This window comes from Roseateles aquatilis, from assembly GCF_002205645.1.
Taxonomy (GTDB): Bacteria; Pseudomonadota; Gammaproteobacteria; order Burkholderiales; family Burkholderiaceae_C; genus Roseateles; species Roseateles aquatilis.
Genome location: NZ_NIOF01000001.1, coordinates 803,442 through 819,710 on the forward strand (window position 1 = coordinate 803,442; position 16,269 = coordinate 819,710).

At 70.4% G+C, this 16,269-nt stretch carries 11 protein-coding genes and 1 tRNA gene; 8 read left to right on the top strand and 4 right to left on the bottom strand.

Annotated elements, in window-relative coordinates; all coding sequences use genetic code 11:
- Positions 1 to 4,224, top strand: coding sequence for a translocation/assembly module TamB domain-containing protein (locus tag CDN99_RS03435; protein WP_088382675.1), 4,224 nt, complete (start codon positions 1 to 3; stop codon positions 4,222 to 4,224).
- A 103-nt stretch (positions 4,225 to 4,327) separates the two neighbouring features.
- A tRNA-Arg gene (locus CDN99_RS03440) sits at positions 4,328 to 4,402 on the top strand.
- A 79-nt stretch (positions 4,403 to 4,481) separates the two neighbouring features.
- Here CDN99_RS03440 and CDN99_RS03445 read toward each other — a convergent pair.
- Complete coding sequence (locus tag CDN99_RS03445) at positions 4,482 to 4,823, bottom strand: cupin domain-containing protein (protein WP_088382676.1); 342 nt, start codon at positions 4,821 to 4,823, stop codon at positions 4,482 to 4,484.
- Between the two features lie 380 nt (positions 4,824 to 5,203).
- On the opposite strand from CDN99_RS03445, the gene CDN99_RS03450 reads away from it, so the two are divergent.
- From CDN99_RS03450 to CDN99_RS03470, 5 genes are all read left to right on the top strand, one after another.
- Positions 5,204 to 6,649, top strand: coding sequence for a S41 family peptidase (locus CDN99_RS03450; RefSeq protein WP_088382677.1), 1,446 nt, complete (start codon positions 5,204 to 5,206; stop codon positions 6,647 to 6,649).
- A gap of 137 nt (positions 6,650 to 6,786) precedes the next feature.
- The gene (locus CDN99_RS03455; protein WP_088382678.1) at positions 6,787 to 7,614 is read left to right on the top strand and encodes a HesA/MoeB/ThiF family protein; all 828 of its coding nucleotides are present in this window, start codon (positions 6,787 to 6,789) and stop codon (positions 7,612 to 7,614) included.
- A gap of 103 nt (positions 7,615 to 7,717) precedes the next feature.
- The gene (locus tag CDN99_RS03460) at positions 7,718 to 8,611 is read left to right on the top strand and encodes an LOG family protein (protein WP_088382679.1); all 894 of its coding nucleotides are present in this window, start codon (positions 7,718 to 7,720) and stop codon (positions 8,609 to 8,611) included.
- Between the two features lie 31 nt (positions 8,612 to 8,642).
- The gene (gene rocF, locus CDN99_RS03465) at positions 8,643 to 9,563 is read left to right on the top strand and encodes an arginase (RefSeq protein ID WP_088382680.1); all 921 of its coding nucleotides are present in this window, start codon (positions 8,643 to 8,645) and stop codon (positions 9,561 to 9,563) included.
- 278 nt (positions 9,564 to 9,841) lie between these two features.
- Positions 9,842 to 10,369 carry a Csu type fimbrial protein gene (locus tag CDN99_RS03470; protein ID WP_158218738.1) on the top strand — a complete coding sequence of 176 codons (528 nt, stop codon included), beginning with the start codon at positions 9,842 to 9,844 and terminating at the stop codon, positions 10,367 to 10,369.
- 33 nt (positions 10,370 to 10,402) lie between these two features.
- Here CDN99_RS03470 and CDN99_RS03475 read toward each other — a convergent pair whose 3' ends face one another.
- Positions 10,403 to 11,308, bottom strand: a complete 906-nt coding sequence (locus CDN99_RS03475) for a ketopantoate reductase family protein (protein ID WP_088383370.1) — start codon at positions 11,306 to 11,308, stop codon at positions 10,403 to 10,405.
- Between the two features lie 132 nt (positions 11,309 to 11,440).
- The gene (locus tag CDN99_RS03480) at positions 11,441 to 12,421 is read right to left on the bottom strand and encodes a DUF429 domain-containing protein (protein WP_238139341.1); all 981 of its coding nucleotides are present in this window, start codon (positions 12,419 to 12,421) and stop codon (positions 11,441 to 11,443) included.
- Between the two features lie 93 nt (positions 12,422 to 12,514).
- On the opposite strand from CDN99_RS03480, the gene CDN99_RS03485 reads away from it, so the two are divergent.
- Complete coding sequence (locus tag CDN99_RS03485; protein WP_088382682.1) at positions 12,515 to 14,197, top strand: GGDEF domain-containing protein; 1,683 nt, start codon at positions 12,515 to 12,517, stop codon at positions 14,195 to 14,197.
- A 405-nt stretch (positions 14,198 to 14,602) separates the two neighbouring features.
- Here the strand turns inward: CDN99_RS03485 and CDN99_RS29500 are convergent, their stop codons facing one another.
- Positions 14,603 to 16,159, bottom strand: coding sequence for a methyl-accepting chemotaxis protein (locus CDN99_RS29500; RefSeq protein WP_088382683.1), 1,557 nt, complete (start codon positions 16,157 to 16,159; stop codon positions 14,603 to 14,605).
- Between the last annotated feature and the right edge of the window lie 110 nt (positions 16,160 to 16,269).

Here is a 16,269-nt window from a genome sequence, read left to right on the forward strand (position 1 = left end):
ATGAGCGACCCGCGCGACGACCACCCCGCCCCGCCGACGCCGCCCGAGGCGGCGCCGGCGCCCTCCCCCGCGCCGCGCAGGCGCCGCCGCGCGCGCGGCCTGCTGTGGGCGCTACTGGCGGTGCCGCTGCTGATGGGCCTGGGCGTGCTGGTGCTGACCTGGGCGCTGAAGACCGAGACCGGCACCACCTACGTCCTGGCCAAGGTGCCCGGGCTGAACCTGCAGAACGCGCGCGGCAGCCTGCTGGGCGACTTCGACGTCGACCGCGCCGAGTTCGTGCTGCCGGGCAGCGAGGACCGCATCGTCCTGGAGCAGTTGCAATGGCGCGGCGTGCGGCTGGGCTGGAACCGGTCCCCGCTGCTGTGGGGCGAGGTGACCGCGGACCGGCTGGCCGTCGCGCGGCTGCGCGTGCAGGTCGCGCCGACGCCGTCGACCGAACCCGCCAAGCCGCCGACCAGCCTGCTCTCGCCCGTCGCGGTGACGATCAAGGACCTGGAGATCGGCGAGCTCTTCGCGCCCGGCCTGACGACGCCGCTGCGTGGCCTGCGCGGCAGCGCGTCGCTGGGGGCCGACGGCGGCGAGCATCACCGCGTCGAGGTCAAGTCGCTGAACTGGCAACAACTGACCCTGTCCGGCACCGCGCAGATGGCCACGCAGGGCGACCTGAAGCTCGCCAGCCGCTGGACGCTCAGCCAGACCCAGGGCGAGCTGCCGTGGACCGCGCCGTTCCAGCTCGACGGCCCGATCCAGTCGCTCGCGCTGCAAGGGCAGCTCGAAGCCGCCAGGCAGCGGCTGCAGATCAAGGCCCGCCTGCTGCCGTTCGAGCCCTTCCCGGTGGCGCAGCTGGAGACGCAGGCGCAGGACCTGGACCTGGCCGCGCTGCTGCCCGGCACCGACGGCGTGCCGCGCACCGGCCTGACCGGCAAGGTGCAACTGACGCCGAACGCGGACAAGTCGCTGAGCGTGAAGGCCGACTTGGCCAACACCGCCGCGGGCCGGCTCGACCAGGACCGACTGCCGCTGCGCGCGTTGCAGCTCGACCTGCTGCTCGATCCGGCCAACTGGACCCGGCTGCGCCTGCCCCGCCTGGATGCGCAACTGGCCGGCGGCGGCCGCCTGCGCGCGGTGGGCCAGACCAGCCAGGCCGACGGCAGCCTGCTGACGCTGCGGCTGGACGGCCTGGACAGCCGCCAGATCGATGCGCGCTGGCCGCTGGTCCAGGCCCGCGGCGAAGTGAAGCTCAGCACCAGGGCCAGCATCGCCCACGCCTCCGCCGATCAGGCGCTGCAGGTCGAGGGCGAGCTCGCGGGCCAGCTTGGCCAGGGCAAGCTGCAGGCGCCGCTGGAGGTCTCCCTGGCCGCGGAACTGCGCACGCAGTCCATCGCGCTGCAACGCCTGCGCGCCCGCTCCGGCCCCGCGACGCTGCAGGCCGAGGGGGAGCTGGGCCTGAACGAGGCGCTCAGCCTCGCCCAGGGCTGGAAGGCACGGCTGGAGGCGTCGGTACAGGGTCTCGACCCGCGCCGGCTGAGCGCGGAGACGCTGCCCGAGGGCGCCTTGCCGCAAGCCATCAACGGCCGCGCGCACGCCACGCTGCAATCGGTGCGCGGCAGCCTGTGGCCGCAGGGCAAGGCCGATGTCGAGCTGCTGCCCAGCCAATGGCAGGGACTGCCGCTGCAGGGCGAGGTCCGCTACAGCCGCAGCGGCGCAGCGGCGCCCGACGTGTCGGCGGACCTGCGACTGGCCGACGCGACGCTGAGCGCCCGCAGCCGCATCAATGCCGCCGCGCGGCGCGAGCAGGTCGACCTGTCGATCGAGCTGAACGCGCCCCGGCTCGCCAGCCTGCAGCCGATGCTGCGAGCCCGGTTCCCGCAGGCGACGCTGCTGGGCAGCGCGCAGGCGCAGGCCACCGTTGTGCTGATCCAGCCCGGCGCGCGCCAGGCGCAGTACGGCAGCGACGGCAAGTGGCAGGTGCAGGGCCTGGCGCTGTCCGGCATGCCGGGCCTGCCGGCCAACTCCGGCAGCCGGCCGGCGCTGCAGCTGGACAATGCCTCGGGCCAGTGGTCGCTGTCCAGCCTGCGCGATGCGAAGCTCGCCTGGACCACGCGACTGCGCAACCTGCGCCTGCCGCAGCAGAGCACGCGGCTGGACGAGGTCCTGCTCGACCTGAGCGGCAGTTGGGCGCAGCACAAGCTGGTCCTGAGCACGCGGGGTCAGGTGCCGCTGCCGCCGGTGCTGACGCAGCCGTCGTCGACCAAGGTGGTGGCGCGCGCGCAGTCGGCCAGCGGTGCCGGCGCGCAGACCGTGCCGCTCGACCCGCAAGGCGCCCACGCGCGCATCGCGCTGGAAGGCGCGCTGGAATCGGATCCCTTGCAGGCGTGGCGGCAAGGCGCCCAGTGGCAGGCGCGCGAGCTGACGCTGCTGCTGGAAGGCAGCCAGCAGTCGCTGCCGCTGCTCAAGGCCGGGCCGCTGGCCGTGGCGCTGCGCCTGGACCCGGGACTGGACCCGCGACAGGCGACGCTGGCGCCGGGACGGATGGAAGTCCTGGGCGCCGGCGTGCGCTGGGACCGGATGGCGTGGCAGTCCCCGCGCGACTGGGACGTGCAGGCGGTGCTGGAGCCGCTGGCGGCCGCGCCGGTGCTGAACAAGCTGCAGCCCGACTTCGGCTGGGGCGGCGACCTGCAGGTCGAGGGCCGGCTCAAGACGCGCAGCGACGCGCGCGGCCTGTCGCTGGACTTCATGATCGCCCGCACCGGCGGCGACCTGACGGTGACCGACGAAGTCAGCACGCAGCGGCTGGCACTGACCGACCTGCGGCTGGGCGCGCTGGCCGACCAGGGCGTCTGGCACCTGGTGCAAGGCGTGGCCGGCGAGAACATGGGCGCCATCGGCGGGGCGGTGACCTTCCGCAGCGGCGACGCGCATGCGCTGCCGACACGCGACGCGAAGCTGGAAGGCGCCATCGAGGCCAAGGTGGACAACCTGGGCAACTGGGGTCCGTGGGTGCCGGCCGGCTGGCGGCTGGGCGGCAGCCTGTACGCGACGCTCAACCTGAGCGGCACGCTGGGCGCGCCCGAGATCCGCGGCAAGGCCGGCGGCCAGAAGCTGTCGCTGCGCAACGCGCTGATGGGCGTCGACATGCAGCAGGGCGAACTGGCGCTGACCATGAGCGGCCGCGAAGCCAAGCTCGAGAAGTTCAGCGCCAAGTCCGGCAACGGCACCATCAACGCCGAGGGCGGCCTGCACTTCGGCGCCGATCCGCGCGCCGAGCTGTCGTTGAAGGCGGACACCTTCGCGCTGCTGCAGCGGGTGGACCGGCGCATCGTCGCCAGCGGCACCGCGCAGCTCAAGGCGAGCGCCCAGCTGATGGACCTGCAGGGCCGCTTCGTCATCGACGAGGGCCTGTTCGATTTCTCTCGCGGCGACGCGCCGCAGCTCGACAGCGACGTGCAGGTGGTGCGCCAGAGCGCCCCGCCCAAGGCCGCCGACGGCAGCGGCAAGCCGATGCGCATCAAGCTCGGGCTGGACGTGGAGCTCGGCCGGCGCCTGCAGCTCAAGGGCTACGGCATCGACACCAGGATCCGCGGCGTGCTGCACCTGGCCCAGGACGGCCAGCCGCGGCCGACGCTCGAAGGCGAGGTCTACAGCGAGGGCGGCACCTTCAACGCCTACGGCCAGAAGCTGGTGGTGGAGCGCGGCCGCTTCACCTTCATCGGCCCGCTGGACAACCCGCGGCTGGACGTGCTGGCCATCCGGCCCGGCATGGAGAGCGAGGACGTGCGCGTCGGCGTGACCGTCACCGGCACCGCCAGCAACCCGCGCATCAAGCTCTACTCCGAGCCGGACATGAGCGAGACCAACAAGCTGTCCTGGCTGGTGCTGGGACGCTCGCCCGACAACCTGGGCCGGACCGACACGGCGCTGATGCAGCGCGCGGCGATGGCGCTGATCAGCGGCGACGGCGAGAGCGCCAGCGACAAGCTGATCCACAACATCGGCCTGGACGAGCTGTCCTTCAGCGGCGAAGGCGACGACGCGCGCGGCACGGTGGTGCGGCTGGGCAAGCAGGTCAGCCGCAACGTCTTCGTCGCGTATGAGCGCGGGCTGAACGCCACGACCGGCAACTGGCAGCTGATCTACAAGGTGGCGCAGCGCTTCACCTTGCGGGCGCAGGCCGGGGAATTCCAGCAGGGGCTGGATGTGATCTGGCAGTGGAAGTGGGAGTGATGCGCGTAGCGTGACGCGCGGCGCCGGCACCCGGTCTTCCATGCGAGAATCCGCCGCTTCCGCGCGCCCTCCGGGGCTCGCGAGCGGCTGCCCCGCCTGCCGCCTCTCCGTAGTTCAATGGATAGAACGGCCGCCTCCTAAGCGGCAAATACAGGTTCGATTCCTGTCGGAGGGACCACGTTTCAGAGGAGAACCGGCGTGCTGTGCGTGAATCGTGCGGGATCAGTGCCCAGCCTGCCTGCGCACCCCGTGCCTGCCTAGCGCCTCAGCACGATCGTCACCAGCGCCGACGCATCGATCACGCCGCTGACCGCGTGCACCACCCCGCCCTCCAGATAGCAGAGCTGCCCGGCTTGCAGGCGCTGACGCTGCTCGGCGCCGTCACGCTGCACGGTCAGTTCCAGTTCGCCCTCGATGCAATGCAAGGTGATCTCGCCGTCGACCTTGTGCGGCGGTAGCGACTTCCCGGCCGGCAGCACCAGCCGCATCACCTCCAGCCCACCGGCCTTGAACAGCGCGGAGGTCGGCGTCGTGGCCAGCGCGGCGCCCAGCGGCGCGACATCGATCGGTTGAGCGGGGGCGGCATGTGGCAGGGCCATGGAACTGCTCCTCGTGGACGAGCGACTCGGACGGATTCGCCGATCATGGCACCGACCGGCCCGCGCCGCACCTGTGCCCACATCGCTCCCCGCGCGGCATCCAGCACACGGATCGGCGAACGCTCCCCGGGCCGGCGACTTGCCCCTGACGGAAGTCACCCATGCGCGCCGGACAAGCGCAAAGATCGGTCAGATAGGGCTTGCGCGGGCCGCCATCAATGCACGGGATACGCGTAAATGAGGGGTAAACAGCCATTTCATGGCAGGCCGGTTTTTTGCCCGACGCATATACTGGGAACGCCTTTGTTCCGTCCCACGCAACAGGGACGGGCCTCCGGCGCCAAGCAGCCAGGCTGTACTGTTTTAGGATTTTTTGCATCATGGGCGCCAAACTGAAAGTCGCGGGCTGGGTCGCTTTGGGAGCGATGACCGGCGTGTTGACCACGATGCAGCTGCAAGCGAACGCCCGCAGCACCGCGTCCCCGCTCCCCCTCGAGGAACTGCAGCAGCTGGCCGCGGTCTTCGGCATCGTCAAGTCCGACTATGTCGAGCCCGTCGACGAGAAGAAGCTGATCAACGATGCCATCTCCGGCATGGTCAGCGGCCTCGATCCCCATTCGCAGTTCTTCGACAAGAAGAGCTTCAAGGAATTCCGCGAGAGCACCTCCGGCCGCTTCGTCGGTGTCGGCATCGAGATCGGCATGGAGGACGGCCTGGTCAAGATCGTCTCCCCGATCGAGGGCAGCCCGGCCTTCCGCGCCGGCCTCAAGAGCGGCGACCTGATCAGCAAGATCGACGACACGGCGGTGCGCGGCCTGACGCTGGACCAGGCGGTCAAGAAGATGCGCGGCGAGCCCAACACCAAGGTCACGCTGGCGATCTACCGCAAGTCCGAGAGCCGCACCTTCCCGATCACGATCAGCCGCGAAGAGATCCGCGTCCAGAGCGTGCGCGCCAAGATGGTCGAGCCCGGCTACGCCTGGATCCGCGTCAGCCAGTTCCAGGACCAGACCGTCACCGACTTCTCGCAGAAGCTGGTCGACCTCTACAAGCAGGACCCCAAGATCAAGGGCGTCGTGCTCGACCTGCGCAACGACCCGGGCGGCCTGCTGGAAGGCGCCGTGGCGATCTCCGCGGCCTTCCTGCCCAAGGACGTCGAGGTCGTCTCGACCAACGGCCAGTTGAGCGAGTCCAAGGCCAGCTACCGCGCCAATCCTGACTTCTACGCCCGTCGCGGCGCCGGCGATCCGCTGCGCAAGCTGCCCGAGGCGCTGAAGAACGTGCCACTGGTGGTGCTGGTGAACGAAGGTTCCGCCTCCGCCAGCGAGATCGTCGCCGGCGCGCTGCAGGATCACAAGCGCGCCACGGTGATGGGCCTGCAGACCTTTGGCAAGGGCTCGGTGCAGACGGTGCGCCAGCTGGGCCCGGACACCGCGGTCAAGCTGACCACGGCCCGCTACTACACCCCGAGCGGCCGCTCCATCCAGGCCAAGGGTATCGTGCCGGACATCCCGCTGGACGAGACCGCCGAAGGCAACGTCTTCGCCGAGCTGCGCATGCGCGAGGCCGACCTGGAAAAGCACCTGACCAGCGCCGACGAGAAGTCGGAGGAAGCGCGCTCGAAGGAGCTGGAGAAGCTGCGCGAGGAACGCCGCCAGAAGCTGGAGGCCGACTATGCCAAGCGCGCCGAGCCGCCCAAGCCGCTGCCCGAGTTCGGCAGCACCGAGGACTTCCCGCTGCAGCAGGCGCTGAACCAGCTCAAGGGCAAGCCGGTGGCGGTGTCCAAGGTCGCGCAGGAGCGCAAGGCCGAGGCCAAGACCGAATGAGGGGCGCCTGAGGGGCGAGCGATCGTCCGGTGATCCGTGGCCGGACGCTCCGGCGCTCGCACCCGCGATCACGCGCCCTCGCGACCAAGGCCCCGACAGGGGCCTTTTTCATTGCGGGCCGCTATGCTTGCCAGCTTATGGATGACGAGCAACTGCTGCGCTACTCGCGCCACATCCTGCTGGACGATATCGGTGTCGAGGGCCAGCAGCGACTGCTGGATTCGCACGCGCTGGTGATCGGCGCCGGCGGGCTGGGATCGCCGGTGGCGCTCTACCTGGGCACGGCCGGCGTCGGCCGCATCACACTGGTCGATCACGACCACGTCGACCTCACCAACCTGCAGCGCCAGATCGCCCACAGCCTGGACCGGGTGGGCCAGCCCAAGGCGCTGTCCGCCGCCGCCGGCATCGCCGCGATCAACCCGGAGCCGAAGGTGCGTCCGGTGCTCGCCCGGGCCGACGCGACGCTGCTCGACGAGCTGGTGCCGCAGGCCGATGTCGTGCTCGATTGCACCGACAACTTCGCGACCCGCCACCTCGTCAACGCCGCCTGCGTGCGGCACGGCAAGCCGCTGGTGTCCGGCGCGGCGCTGGGTTTCGACGCGCAGCTCGCCGTCTACGACAGCCGAGTCGTGGGCAGCGCTTTCGACCTGGGCGACGAGCACGACGAACGCGCCGTGCGCCCGCGACGCTTCCCTTGTTATGCCTGCCTCTTTCCGCCCGACCAGGCGCCGGAGGAACAGCGCTGCGCGGTGATGGGCGTCTTCGCGCCGCTGGTGGGCATCATCGGCAGCATGCAGGCGGCGGAGGCGCTGAAGCTGCTGTCCGGCATGGGCAGCCACCTGCCCGGCCGCCTGCTGATGCTCGACGCGCGCCGCCTGGAATGGACCGACCTGCAGGTCGCGCACGATCCGCGCTGCCCCTGCTGCGGCGACGCGGCGGCCCAACATCCCGCCGTGGCCTGACCCACCGCCGACGCGCAAGAAACCGACGGCGAGGCCCCGCCCCGCCCCCATCAACGAACAGAAATTAAGCGCCGATCTCCGTAAGCTCACGGCCCATCGCATCATGATCAGAACCGACAAGCTCACCGCCCGCAACTTCCCCAGCGCCCAGGAGGAGGTCGCCCAGCAAGCCTCCTTCGACAGCGAGTTCGACGCGAACCCGCCCAGCGCCTACCGGCTCGCGTTCACCGACACCGACTTCCTGGTCCGCCCGGAACTGCGCCCGGTGCGCATGCAACTGGAGCTGCTCAAGCCCGAGCTGATCCAGCAGGAGCTGGACATCCAGTCGACCGTCGTCATCTTCGGCAGCGCGCGCATCGCCGATCGCGAGGCCGCGCAGGCGGCGGTGGACACGGCCCGTGCCGCGAACGACGATCAGGCGCTGCAGCGCGCCGAGCGCCGCCTGGTGATGAGCGGGTATTACGAGGAAGCACGCCGCTTCGCGCGCCTGATCACCGAGCACACCCGGGACCATGCCCATCCGCTGTACGTCGTCACCGGCGGCGGCCCCGGCATCATGGAGGCGGGCAACCGCGGCGCGCACGAGGCCGGCGGCCGCAGCATCGGCCTGAACATCGTGCTGCCGCACGAGCAGCGGCCCAACCAGTACATCACCCCGGAGCTGTGCTTCCGCTTCCACTACTTCGGGTTACGCAAGATGCACTTCCTGATGCGGTCGGTGGCGCTGGCGGCCTTCCCGGGCGGTTACGGCACGCTGGACGAGCTCTTCGAGACGCTCACGCTGATCCAGACCGGCAAGTGCCGCAAGCGGCCCATCCTGCTGTTCGGACGCGACTTCTGGTCGCGCCTGATCGACTTCGACCTGCTGCTGGACACCGGGATGATCAGTCCCGGCGACGAGCAGCTTTTCCATTACGTTGAAACGGCCGACGAGGCCTGGGCGCTGCTGATGAAGGAATACGACATCGGCTCGCCGGGGAATCACGGCTCCCCCTGAGCAACACCAGCAACCGCAAAGAGGTTCGGACATGACCACAGCACGACACGTCACCCTGATCGGCGCCCCCACCGACATCGGCGCGGGCGCCCGCGGCGCCAGCATGGGCCCGGAGGCCCTGCGGGTGGCCGGCCTGGCCGAGGCCCTGCGGGCACACGGCGTGGACGTGCTGGATCGCGGCAACCTCGCCGGGCCGTCCAACCCCTGGCTGCCGCCGACCGACGGTTACCGCCACCTCGACGAGGTCACCGCCTGGAACCGGTCGGTGCATGACGCGGTGCACGCGGCCCTCGGCGACGGCCGGATGCCCATCCTGCTGGGCGGCGACCATTGCCTCGGCCTGGGGTCGATCTCGGCGGTGGCGCGCCATTGCCGCGAGACCGGCAAGAAGCTGCGCGTGCTGTGGCTGGACGCGCATGCCGACTTCAACACCAGCAAGCTCACCCCCAGCGGCAACATCCACGGCATGCCGGTGGCCTGCCTGTGCGGCCACGGGCCCCAGCAATTGATCGAGATCGGCGGCCACATCCCCGCCATCGACCCCAAGTGGATCCGCCAGATCGGTATCCGCAGCGTCGACGAGGGCGAGAAGCGCTTCGTCCACGAGGTCGGCCTGGAGGTCTTCGACATGCGCTACATCGACGAGATGGGCATGCGCCACACCATGGAGCTGGCGCTGGCGACGATGGACGCCAACACCCACCTGCACGTCAGCTTCGACGTCGACTTCCTGGATCCCGACATCGCGCCCGGCGTCGGCACCACCATCCCCGGCGGTCCGACCTACCGCGAGGCCCAGCTGTGCATGGAAATGATCGCGGACACCGGCCGCATGGCCTCGCTCGACGTGATGGAGCTGAACCCCGCGCTGGACGTCCGCAACAAGACCGCGCTGGTCGCGGTCGACCTCATCGAATCGCTTTTCGGGAAATCAACCCTGATGCGCAAGTAAACGGGTCGGGTGCAAAATCCGTCGCGGTCGTGACACGCGACGGGTTCCCGACACGTTGGTTGCGATACCACGACCGAAGCGGTGGCAGATTGCGCGGTTAGGGAGCTTCCCCAAAAAGTGGGGACTCTGTTCGTGAACTAGCGCACGCAGTGAAAACAGCAAAATCGTGTCAAATTGATACCAGGGACAGGCAATAGAGGCCGACCACCGGAGCGCATCGCGCCGGCATGTCACCAGAGCCCGCCAAATCCTGCGATGCGGAATGCTCGAAATTTCCCATGTCTTCTCGCTTCTTCACCGCAGTTCTGAAACGTACCTTGCTCATCGCGATCGTCCTTGGCGCTTCCGCGATGTCCGCCCAGGCGGCGAATCCGACCTCCGCCTCCGGCACCTTCCAGGTCGGCGCCACCATCCTGGTGGCCTGCAACGTCACCGGCAGCACGCTCACCTTCGGCGCCATCGATCCGTTGCAGAACCCCGGCCCGGCCGATGCATCGACGTCGCTGAACGTCACCTGCACCAAGACCACGCCCTACTCCGTCGCGCTGAGCGCCGGGACGAACGCGGGCAACCCCTCGGCCTTCGGGTCGCGGGTCATGAAGAACGGCAACAACAGCCTGCCCTACCAGCTGTATCTCGATGCCGGCCGCACCCAGGTCTGGGGTGACGGCAACAGCAGCGGCGTCTACGCCGGCACGGGCACCGGCAGCCAGCAGGCGCTGACCGTCTACGGCCGCCTGCCGTCGCTGAACGGCATCGTGCCGGGCAACTACTCGGACACGGTCACGGTCACGATCACCTACTGATCGCGCCGCACCGACGCCCTCGCGAAGCCGCCGTCAGGCGGCTTCTTCGCTTGAGCCCGGCTGCGCCAGCCGGACCAGCGTGTGCAGCACCCGGTTCGCCGGCACCGGCACGCCGAGCGCCTCGCCGCGCCGGACCAGGAACCCATTCAGATGATCGATCTCGGTCCGCTTGCCGCGGCTCAGGTCCTGCGCCGTCGACGAGTACTGCCCCGGCATCGTCTCCGCGATCTTGCGCACGGCCTGACGGACGTCCCCCGCCAGCACGACGCCGTCCGCCGCGGCCACCGCGAGACCTTCGTCCAGCAGTTGGTCCATCACCGCCCACACGCCCTCTCCCTCGACCAGCTTGCCGTACGGCAACTGCGTCAGGGCCGACAGCGCGTTGTAGGCGCAATTGATCAGCAGCTTGGACCACAACGCGCCGCGCACGTTGTCCGAGATCTCCGTCGGAACGCCCGCCGCGACCAGCGCCCGCGCGACGCGCTCGGCGCCCGGCGCGGGCTCGATCACCAGCTCGCCGCGGCCGTGATGCTTCACGTGACCGGGGCCGGCCATCTCGGTGGCCACGTAGACGACGGCCGCGGAGACGGGCTGCGACAGCGCTTCCCGCACCCGGTCCGCGTTGTCGACGCCGTTCTGCATCGACACCAGCAGCGTATCCGGCGCGAGGAACGGCGCCAGCGCGCGGGCGGCGGACGCCGTATCGGTGGACTTCACGCAGAACAGCACCACGTCGGCCCCACGCGCCGCGGAAGGCTCGGTGTCGGCGCGCAGGCGGACCTGCTCGTCGAACGTGCGGGTCTCCATGCGCAGGCCGTACTCGCGGACGGCCTCGACGTGCATCGGCCGGCCGATCAGCACCACGTCGTGGCCGGCCCGCGCCAGCATGCCGCCGAAGAAGCAGCCCACCGCGCCGGCGCCCATCACGGCCACACGCAGCGGGGAGGAATCAGGTGTCGTCATCGCTTGTCCTCAAGGTCTGGAACACATCCGGCGGCCCGCGTCGGCAGCGCCGCGCGGCAGCCGGGAAACGTCGGCGATCCTAGGCGGATCCGGATGGCCCTGCGTCGCTCAGGCGCACAGGATCCAGCCTTCCAGCGCATCCATGCCGGCCGGCTGGCCGAAGTCCGGCCGCTGGTCGGCCCAGGCCGCCTGGATCAGGCACAGCACCGCGTCCAGCTTGTCGCCGCTGGCGTCGTCGGCCAGTTCGTCGCGTTGCGCATGGCTCAGCTTGAGCCGCAGGCCCAGCCGCGTGCGGCCCTGCTCCAGCGCCTCGATCAGATCCTTGCGGGCGATCAGGCGCTCCGGGGTCTGGCGGGCGCGGTCGTCGCTCTTGTAACTGCGGGTGCCGAGCACCTCCCGGGCCAGCAACCCGGGATATGCCTCCAGCGCCACGCGCGACGGGTCGCCCGGGTGCAGGCCCGGCAGGTGCACGCCCGCGCGGATCAGGCGCGGCACACCGGCATGCAGCATGTAGGCGACCGGCGGATTGACCCACTTCATGCTGGGCGACGACCCCGCCGGACCATCGCACGCGCGATGCGCGAATTTGCCGCCCACCGGGCGCGCGTCGCAGAACGCGGCGAAGGTGTCGCGGATTTCGGCCCGCGACAGGCTCTCGTAATGCGCCATCAGCGGCGCCCACGCCAGCGGCCAGCCGAGCGTCTCCACCAGCTCGCGCGGCAGCCCGAACGGCAGGTCGAAGCCCCCCAGCCAGGGACCGGCCGCGCGCAGCCAGTCCTCGAAACCGTCCAGCGACTCGATCGCCAATTGCCGCTCCAGCTTCACCACGGCGCCGCGCCGCTGACCGACGGCCACGCGGATCGGCTTGCGGCGCGAGGGGGCGCTGGTGAAATCGACGCCGACGAGCAGGCGCTCGATCGAAACGGCGGAGGCGGCGGATGCACCAGGCGCGCCGGACACGCCGGATTCGCCGGCGGACCGGGCACCGGACGTGCCGCTGGACCGGCCTCCAGGCATGGGGCCGGACACCGCCTGCGGCGCGGACCGGGGTGCCCGGGCGGTGGCCGGGGCCTTCGAGACTTTTGACATGGCCGCGAATATATCGGCGACGCCCTGGGGCCGACCGCCATTGACGTCACCCCGCGCCCGCCCAATGCTTGCGGACAAGAGAGGAGATTCCACTTGTTCCAACGCGAATTGGCGCGCGCCCTTCATCTGAGCCGGCGCGGCGCGTACCGCGACGCCACCGATGCGCTGGAGCTGGCGCTGGCCGCGGCCGACTCGGCGCGCGACCGGGCGCGCGCGCTGATCCTGATCGCCCACAACCTGCCGCGCCAGGGCGACCTGCAGGCCGCGTTGCGCCGCGCCAGCGAGGCCGTCGCGGCGGTGCGGCTGGTCGACGGCCCCGACCACGACGTCTGGGTCGCGGAGGCGCAGACCGAGCTCTGCTACGTCTACGCCCAGTTCCAGATGGGCCGCGACGCGCTGCAGGCGGGATGGCAGGCGCTGGCCGCCGCCCGGCGCGCCGCCGATCCGGTGCGCGAGGCCTGGGCGCTGAACCGGCTGGCCGTCGCGTACGCCGTCAGCGAGCAAGTCGACCAGGCCTGCCAGGACACGCTGCAGGCGCTGGAGATCGCGCAGGGCCACGTGGGCGCCGAGCGGGAGCTGATGCTCTCCTGCCTGAACAACCTCGCCCACTTCTGGCTGCAGGCCAGCGCCGAGGCCATCCGCAACGAGGACCGCCAGGCCGCCGCCGAAGCGCTCGCCCATGCCGAGCCTTACGCGGTGCGTGCGGCGGCGCTGGTGCGGGAGGAAGGCAATCCGTTCCTGGTGGTGGTGTCGCTGTCCAACCTGGTCGAGTACCAGCTCGGCACCGGCGCGATCGACGCGGCGCTGACGATCGCCGACGAGTACGAGGCGCTGGCGCAGCGCCACGGTTATGCCGGCATGGTCCAGCAGGCACGGGCCCAGCGCGCGCTGCTGCAACTGCGGCGCGACGACACGGCCGGCGCGCAGGACGCCTACGAGGCGCTGGAGGCGATGCAGGAGCTGCTGCTCCAGCCCGCGCCGCAGCAGCTGCCGGCACGCCTGCGGCGCTACCTGACGCTGGCGATGTACCGTGCCTACAAGCTGCGCGGCGACCCGGCGCGCGCGCTGGCGGCGCACGAGCAGCTCTCCGCGCTGGAGCGCCAATCGGCGCGCAACGCGATGGCGCTGCAGACGGAGGCGATGTTGATCCGCCAGGAATTCGAGCAGGCGCAGGCGCGCGCCGAGCACGCGCTGCAGGACGCCCGCCGCGAGCGCGAGCGCGCCGACCAGGCCGAGCAGGAGCAGCACCGCCTGCGGCGCCAGGCCGCCGAGCTGGGCCGCATGGCCCACGAGGACGCGCTGACGGGTCTGAACAACCGCCGCCACGCCGAATTCGCGCTGCCGCTGCTGCTGGAGCGCGCCCGCCAGGAGAGCCGGCCGATCGCGTTGGGCCTGCTGGACATCGACCACTTCAAGCAGGTGAACGACGCCTTCGGTCACGGCATCGGTGATCAGGTACTGCAGAAGGTCGCGCAGGTGCTGCGCCGGCAGCTGCGCAGCGCCGACCTGCTGGCGCGCGTCGGCGGAGAGGAGTTCATGCTCGTCTTCGTCGGCGTCACCGCGGCCAAGGCGCAGGACATCTGCGAACGGCTACGCACCGCCATCGCGGCGCATGCCTGGGGTGAGCTCGCCCCGGCGCTGCAGGTCACCGTCAGCATCGGCCTGTCTGCGGGCGAGCCGCCTGGCAAGCCGCATCAACTCGTCGAGATGGCCGACCAGGCGCTCTACGGCGCCAAGCACGCCGGCCGCGACCGGGTGCAGTTCATGCCCTGTTAGCCCCACGCCGCAACAACGCGGATCGCGGCACGCCCATCACACCGCAACTCGCATCGCACCTCGCATATCCCAGGTCCCACCACGAATCACATCGCGGGTCAGATTCCAGGCCAGATCGCGAGACGCTGCCTGGATGAAGGACTCGGTGACATGCGGTTGGGAGGGCCGGCAGCCCCGTCGAGGAATTTTGTCTGACGAGACGGGGCTGCCGGTCCTCCCGGCCGGCGCGCCGGTGGTCGCAGGGCGGCCTTGGCCGCGTCAGCGGCAGCGGCAGCGGCAGCAACGGCAGCAGCAGCAACGGCAGCAGCACATTCGCAGCCAGCCTCCCACGCCCACGACAGCGTCGCCTCACAACACAGGACAGACTCCCGCCGCAAGAACGACGCGCCGCGCCCGGTCCTCCCGTCACGCCAGCTTGAACACCGCCACCGACTGCGACAGCTCATCCGCCTGATGCTGCAGGCTTTGCGCCGCCGCGGCCGACTCCTCGACCAGCGCGGCATTTTGCTGCGTCATCTGATCGAGCTGCGAGATCGCCGTGCCGATCTGGTTGATGCCCCCGCTCTGCTCCACCGTCGCATGGCTGATCTCCGCCACGATGCGCGACACGCGCGAGATCGAGTCCGAGATCTCGTGCATCGTCTGCCCCGCGCGCTCGACCAGCGCCGCGCCGTTGGCGACGCTTTCCCCGCTCTCGGTGATGAGCTGCTTGATCTCCTTGGCGGCCTCGGCGCTGCGCTGCGCCAGCGAGCGCACCTCGCTGGCCACCACCGCGAAGCCGCGGCCCTGCTCGCCGGCACGCGCGGCCTCGACCGCCGCGTTCAACGCCAGGATGTTGGTCTGGAAGGCGATCCCGTCGATGGTGCCGATGATGTCGCCGATGCGGGCCGACGACGCGCTGATCCGGCCCATCGTCTGCACCACCTCGCCGACCACGCTGACGCCGCGGCCGGCCACGTCGGCGGCCTCCTCGGCCAGCGCGTTGGCCTGCCGCGCCGAATCGGCGTTGTGCTGCACGCTGGCGGTGAGCTCCTCCATCGCCGACGCCGTCTCCTGCAGATTGGACGCCGCCTGCTCGGTCCGATGGCTCAGGTCGTGCGCCCCGGCCGCCACCTCGCGCGACGCGGTGGCGATGCTGTCGGTGGCGTTGCGCACGCCGCTGACCACATCCCGGATCGACGTCTGCATGCCCTGCACGCCACGCATCATGACCGCGGTCTCGTCGGTGCCGTGCACGTCGACGGACTCGCTCAGGTCCTGGCGCGCGATCCGCTGCGTCGTCGACACCGCCTGCGCCAGCGGCGTCAGGATGGACGCGATGTTGAAGACGGTGAACGTGCCGATCACCAGCACGCCCACCAGCATCACCCCGCCCAGGGCCAGGCGGATGCGCGACTCCTGCGCGTCGATGCGCTGCACCTCTTCCTGCCCGCGGCGCATGATGGCCTGCGTCATCTGCCCCAGTTGCTGGTCCATCGCCCGCACCGGCCCCTTGATCGGCTCGGTCTGCCGGTTGGCCTCGGCGGAGTCCACGAACTCCTGCTTCAGGATCCGGTCCGCGATGCCGTCCATGCCGGTCTTGTAGGCGGCCAGCGAGGTCTTCATCGCCGGCGGCATCACCTTGATCTCCGGCAGGATGTCCAGCGCGCCGATCGCGTCGAGGTTCTGGTTCACGCCCTCGAAGGTCTTCTGCCACTCCTGGCGGTAGCGCTTGATCGCCTCGTCGTCGCCGATGTTGATCAGCATGTCCTTCTCGTACCGACGCAGGTTGCCGACGCCGGCGCGGACTTCCGAGAGCTGCACCAGCGACTCGACGTCCTGGGTGACGTAATGCTGGAAGTCCTGCTTGGTGCGGGCCATGGCCCACAGGCCGTCGGCGCCGATCAGCAGCAGCGCCAGCACCGACAGCAGGCCGAGCGCGAGCAGTCGCGTCCGGATCGTGTAGTTACGCAGTGACCACATGGTTTCCCCAACGATGTTTGTGAACGCCGGGGAAGACTAGCAGCCGGCGTGCCAGCCCGTAAGCCTTTGGAATGGGGGATGTCCGCGGCTGATCGCGCGGCGCCATCGCC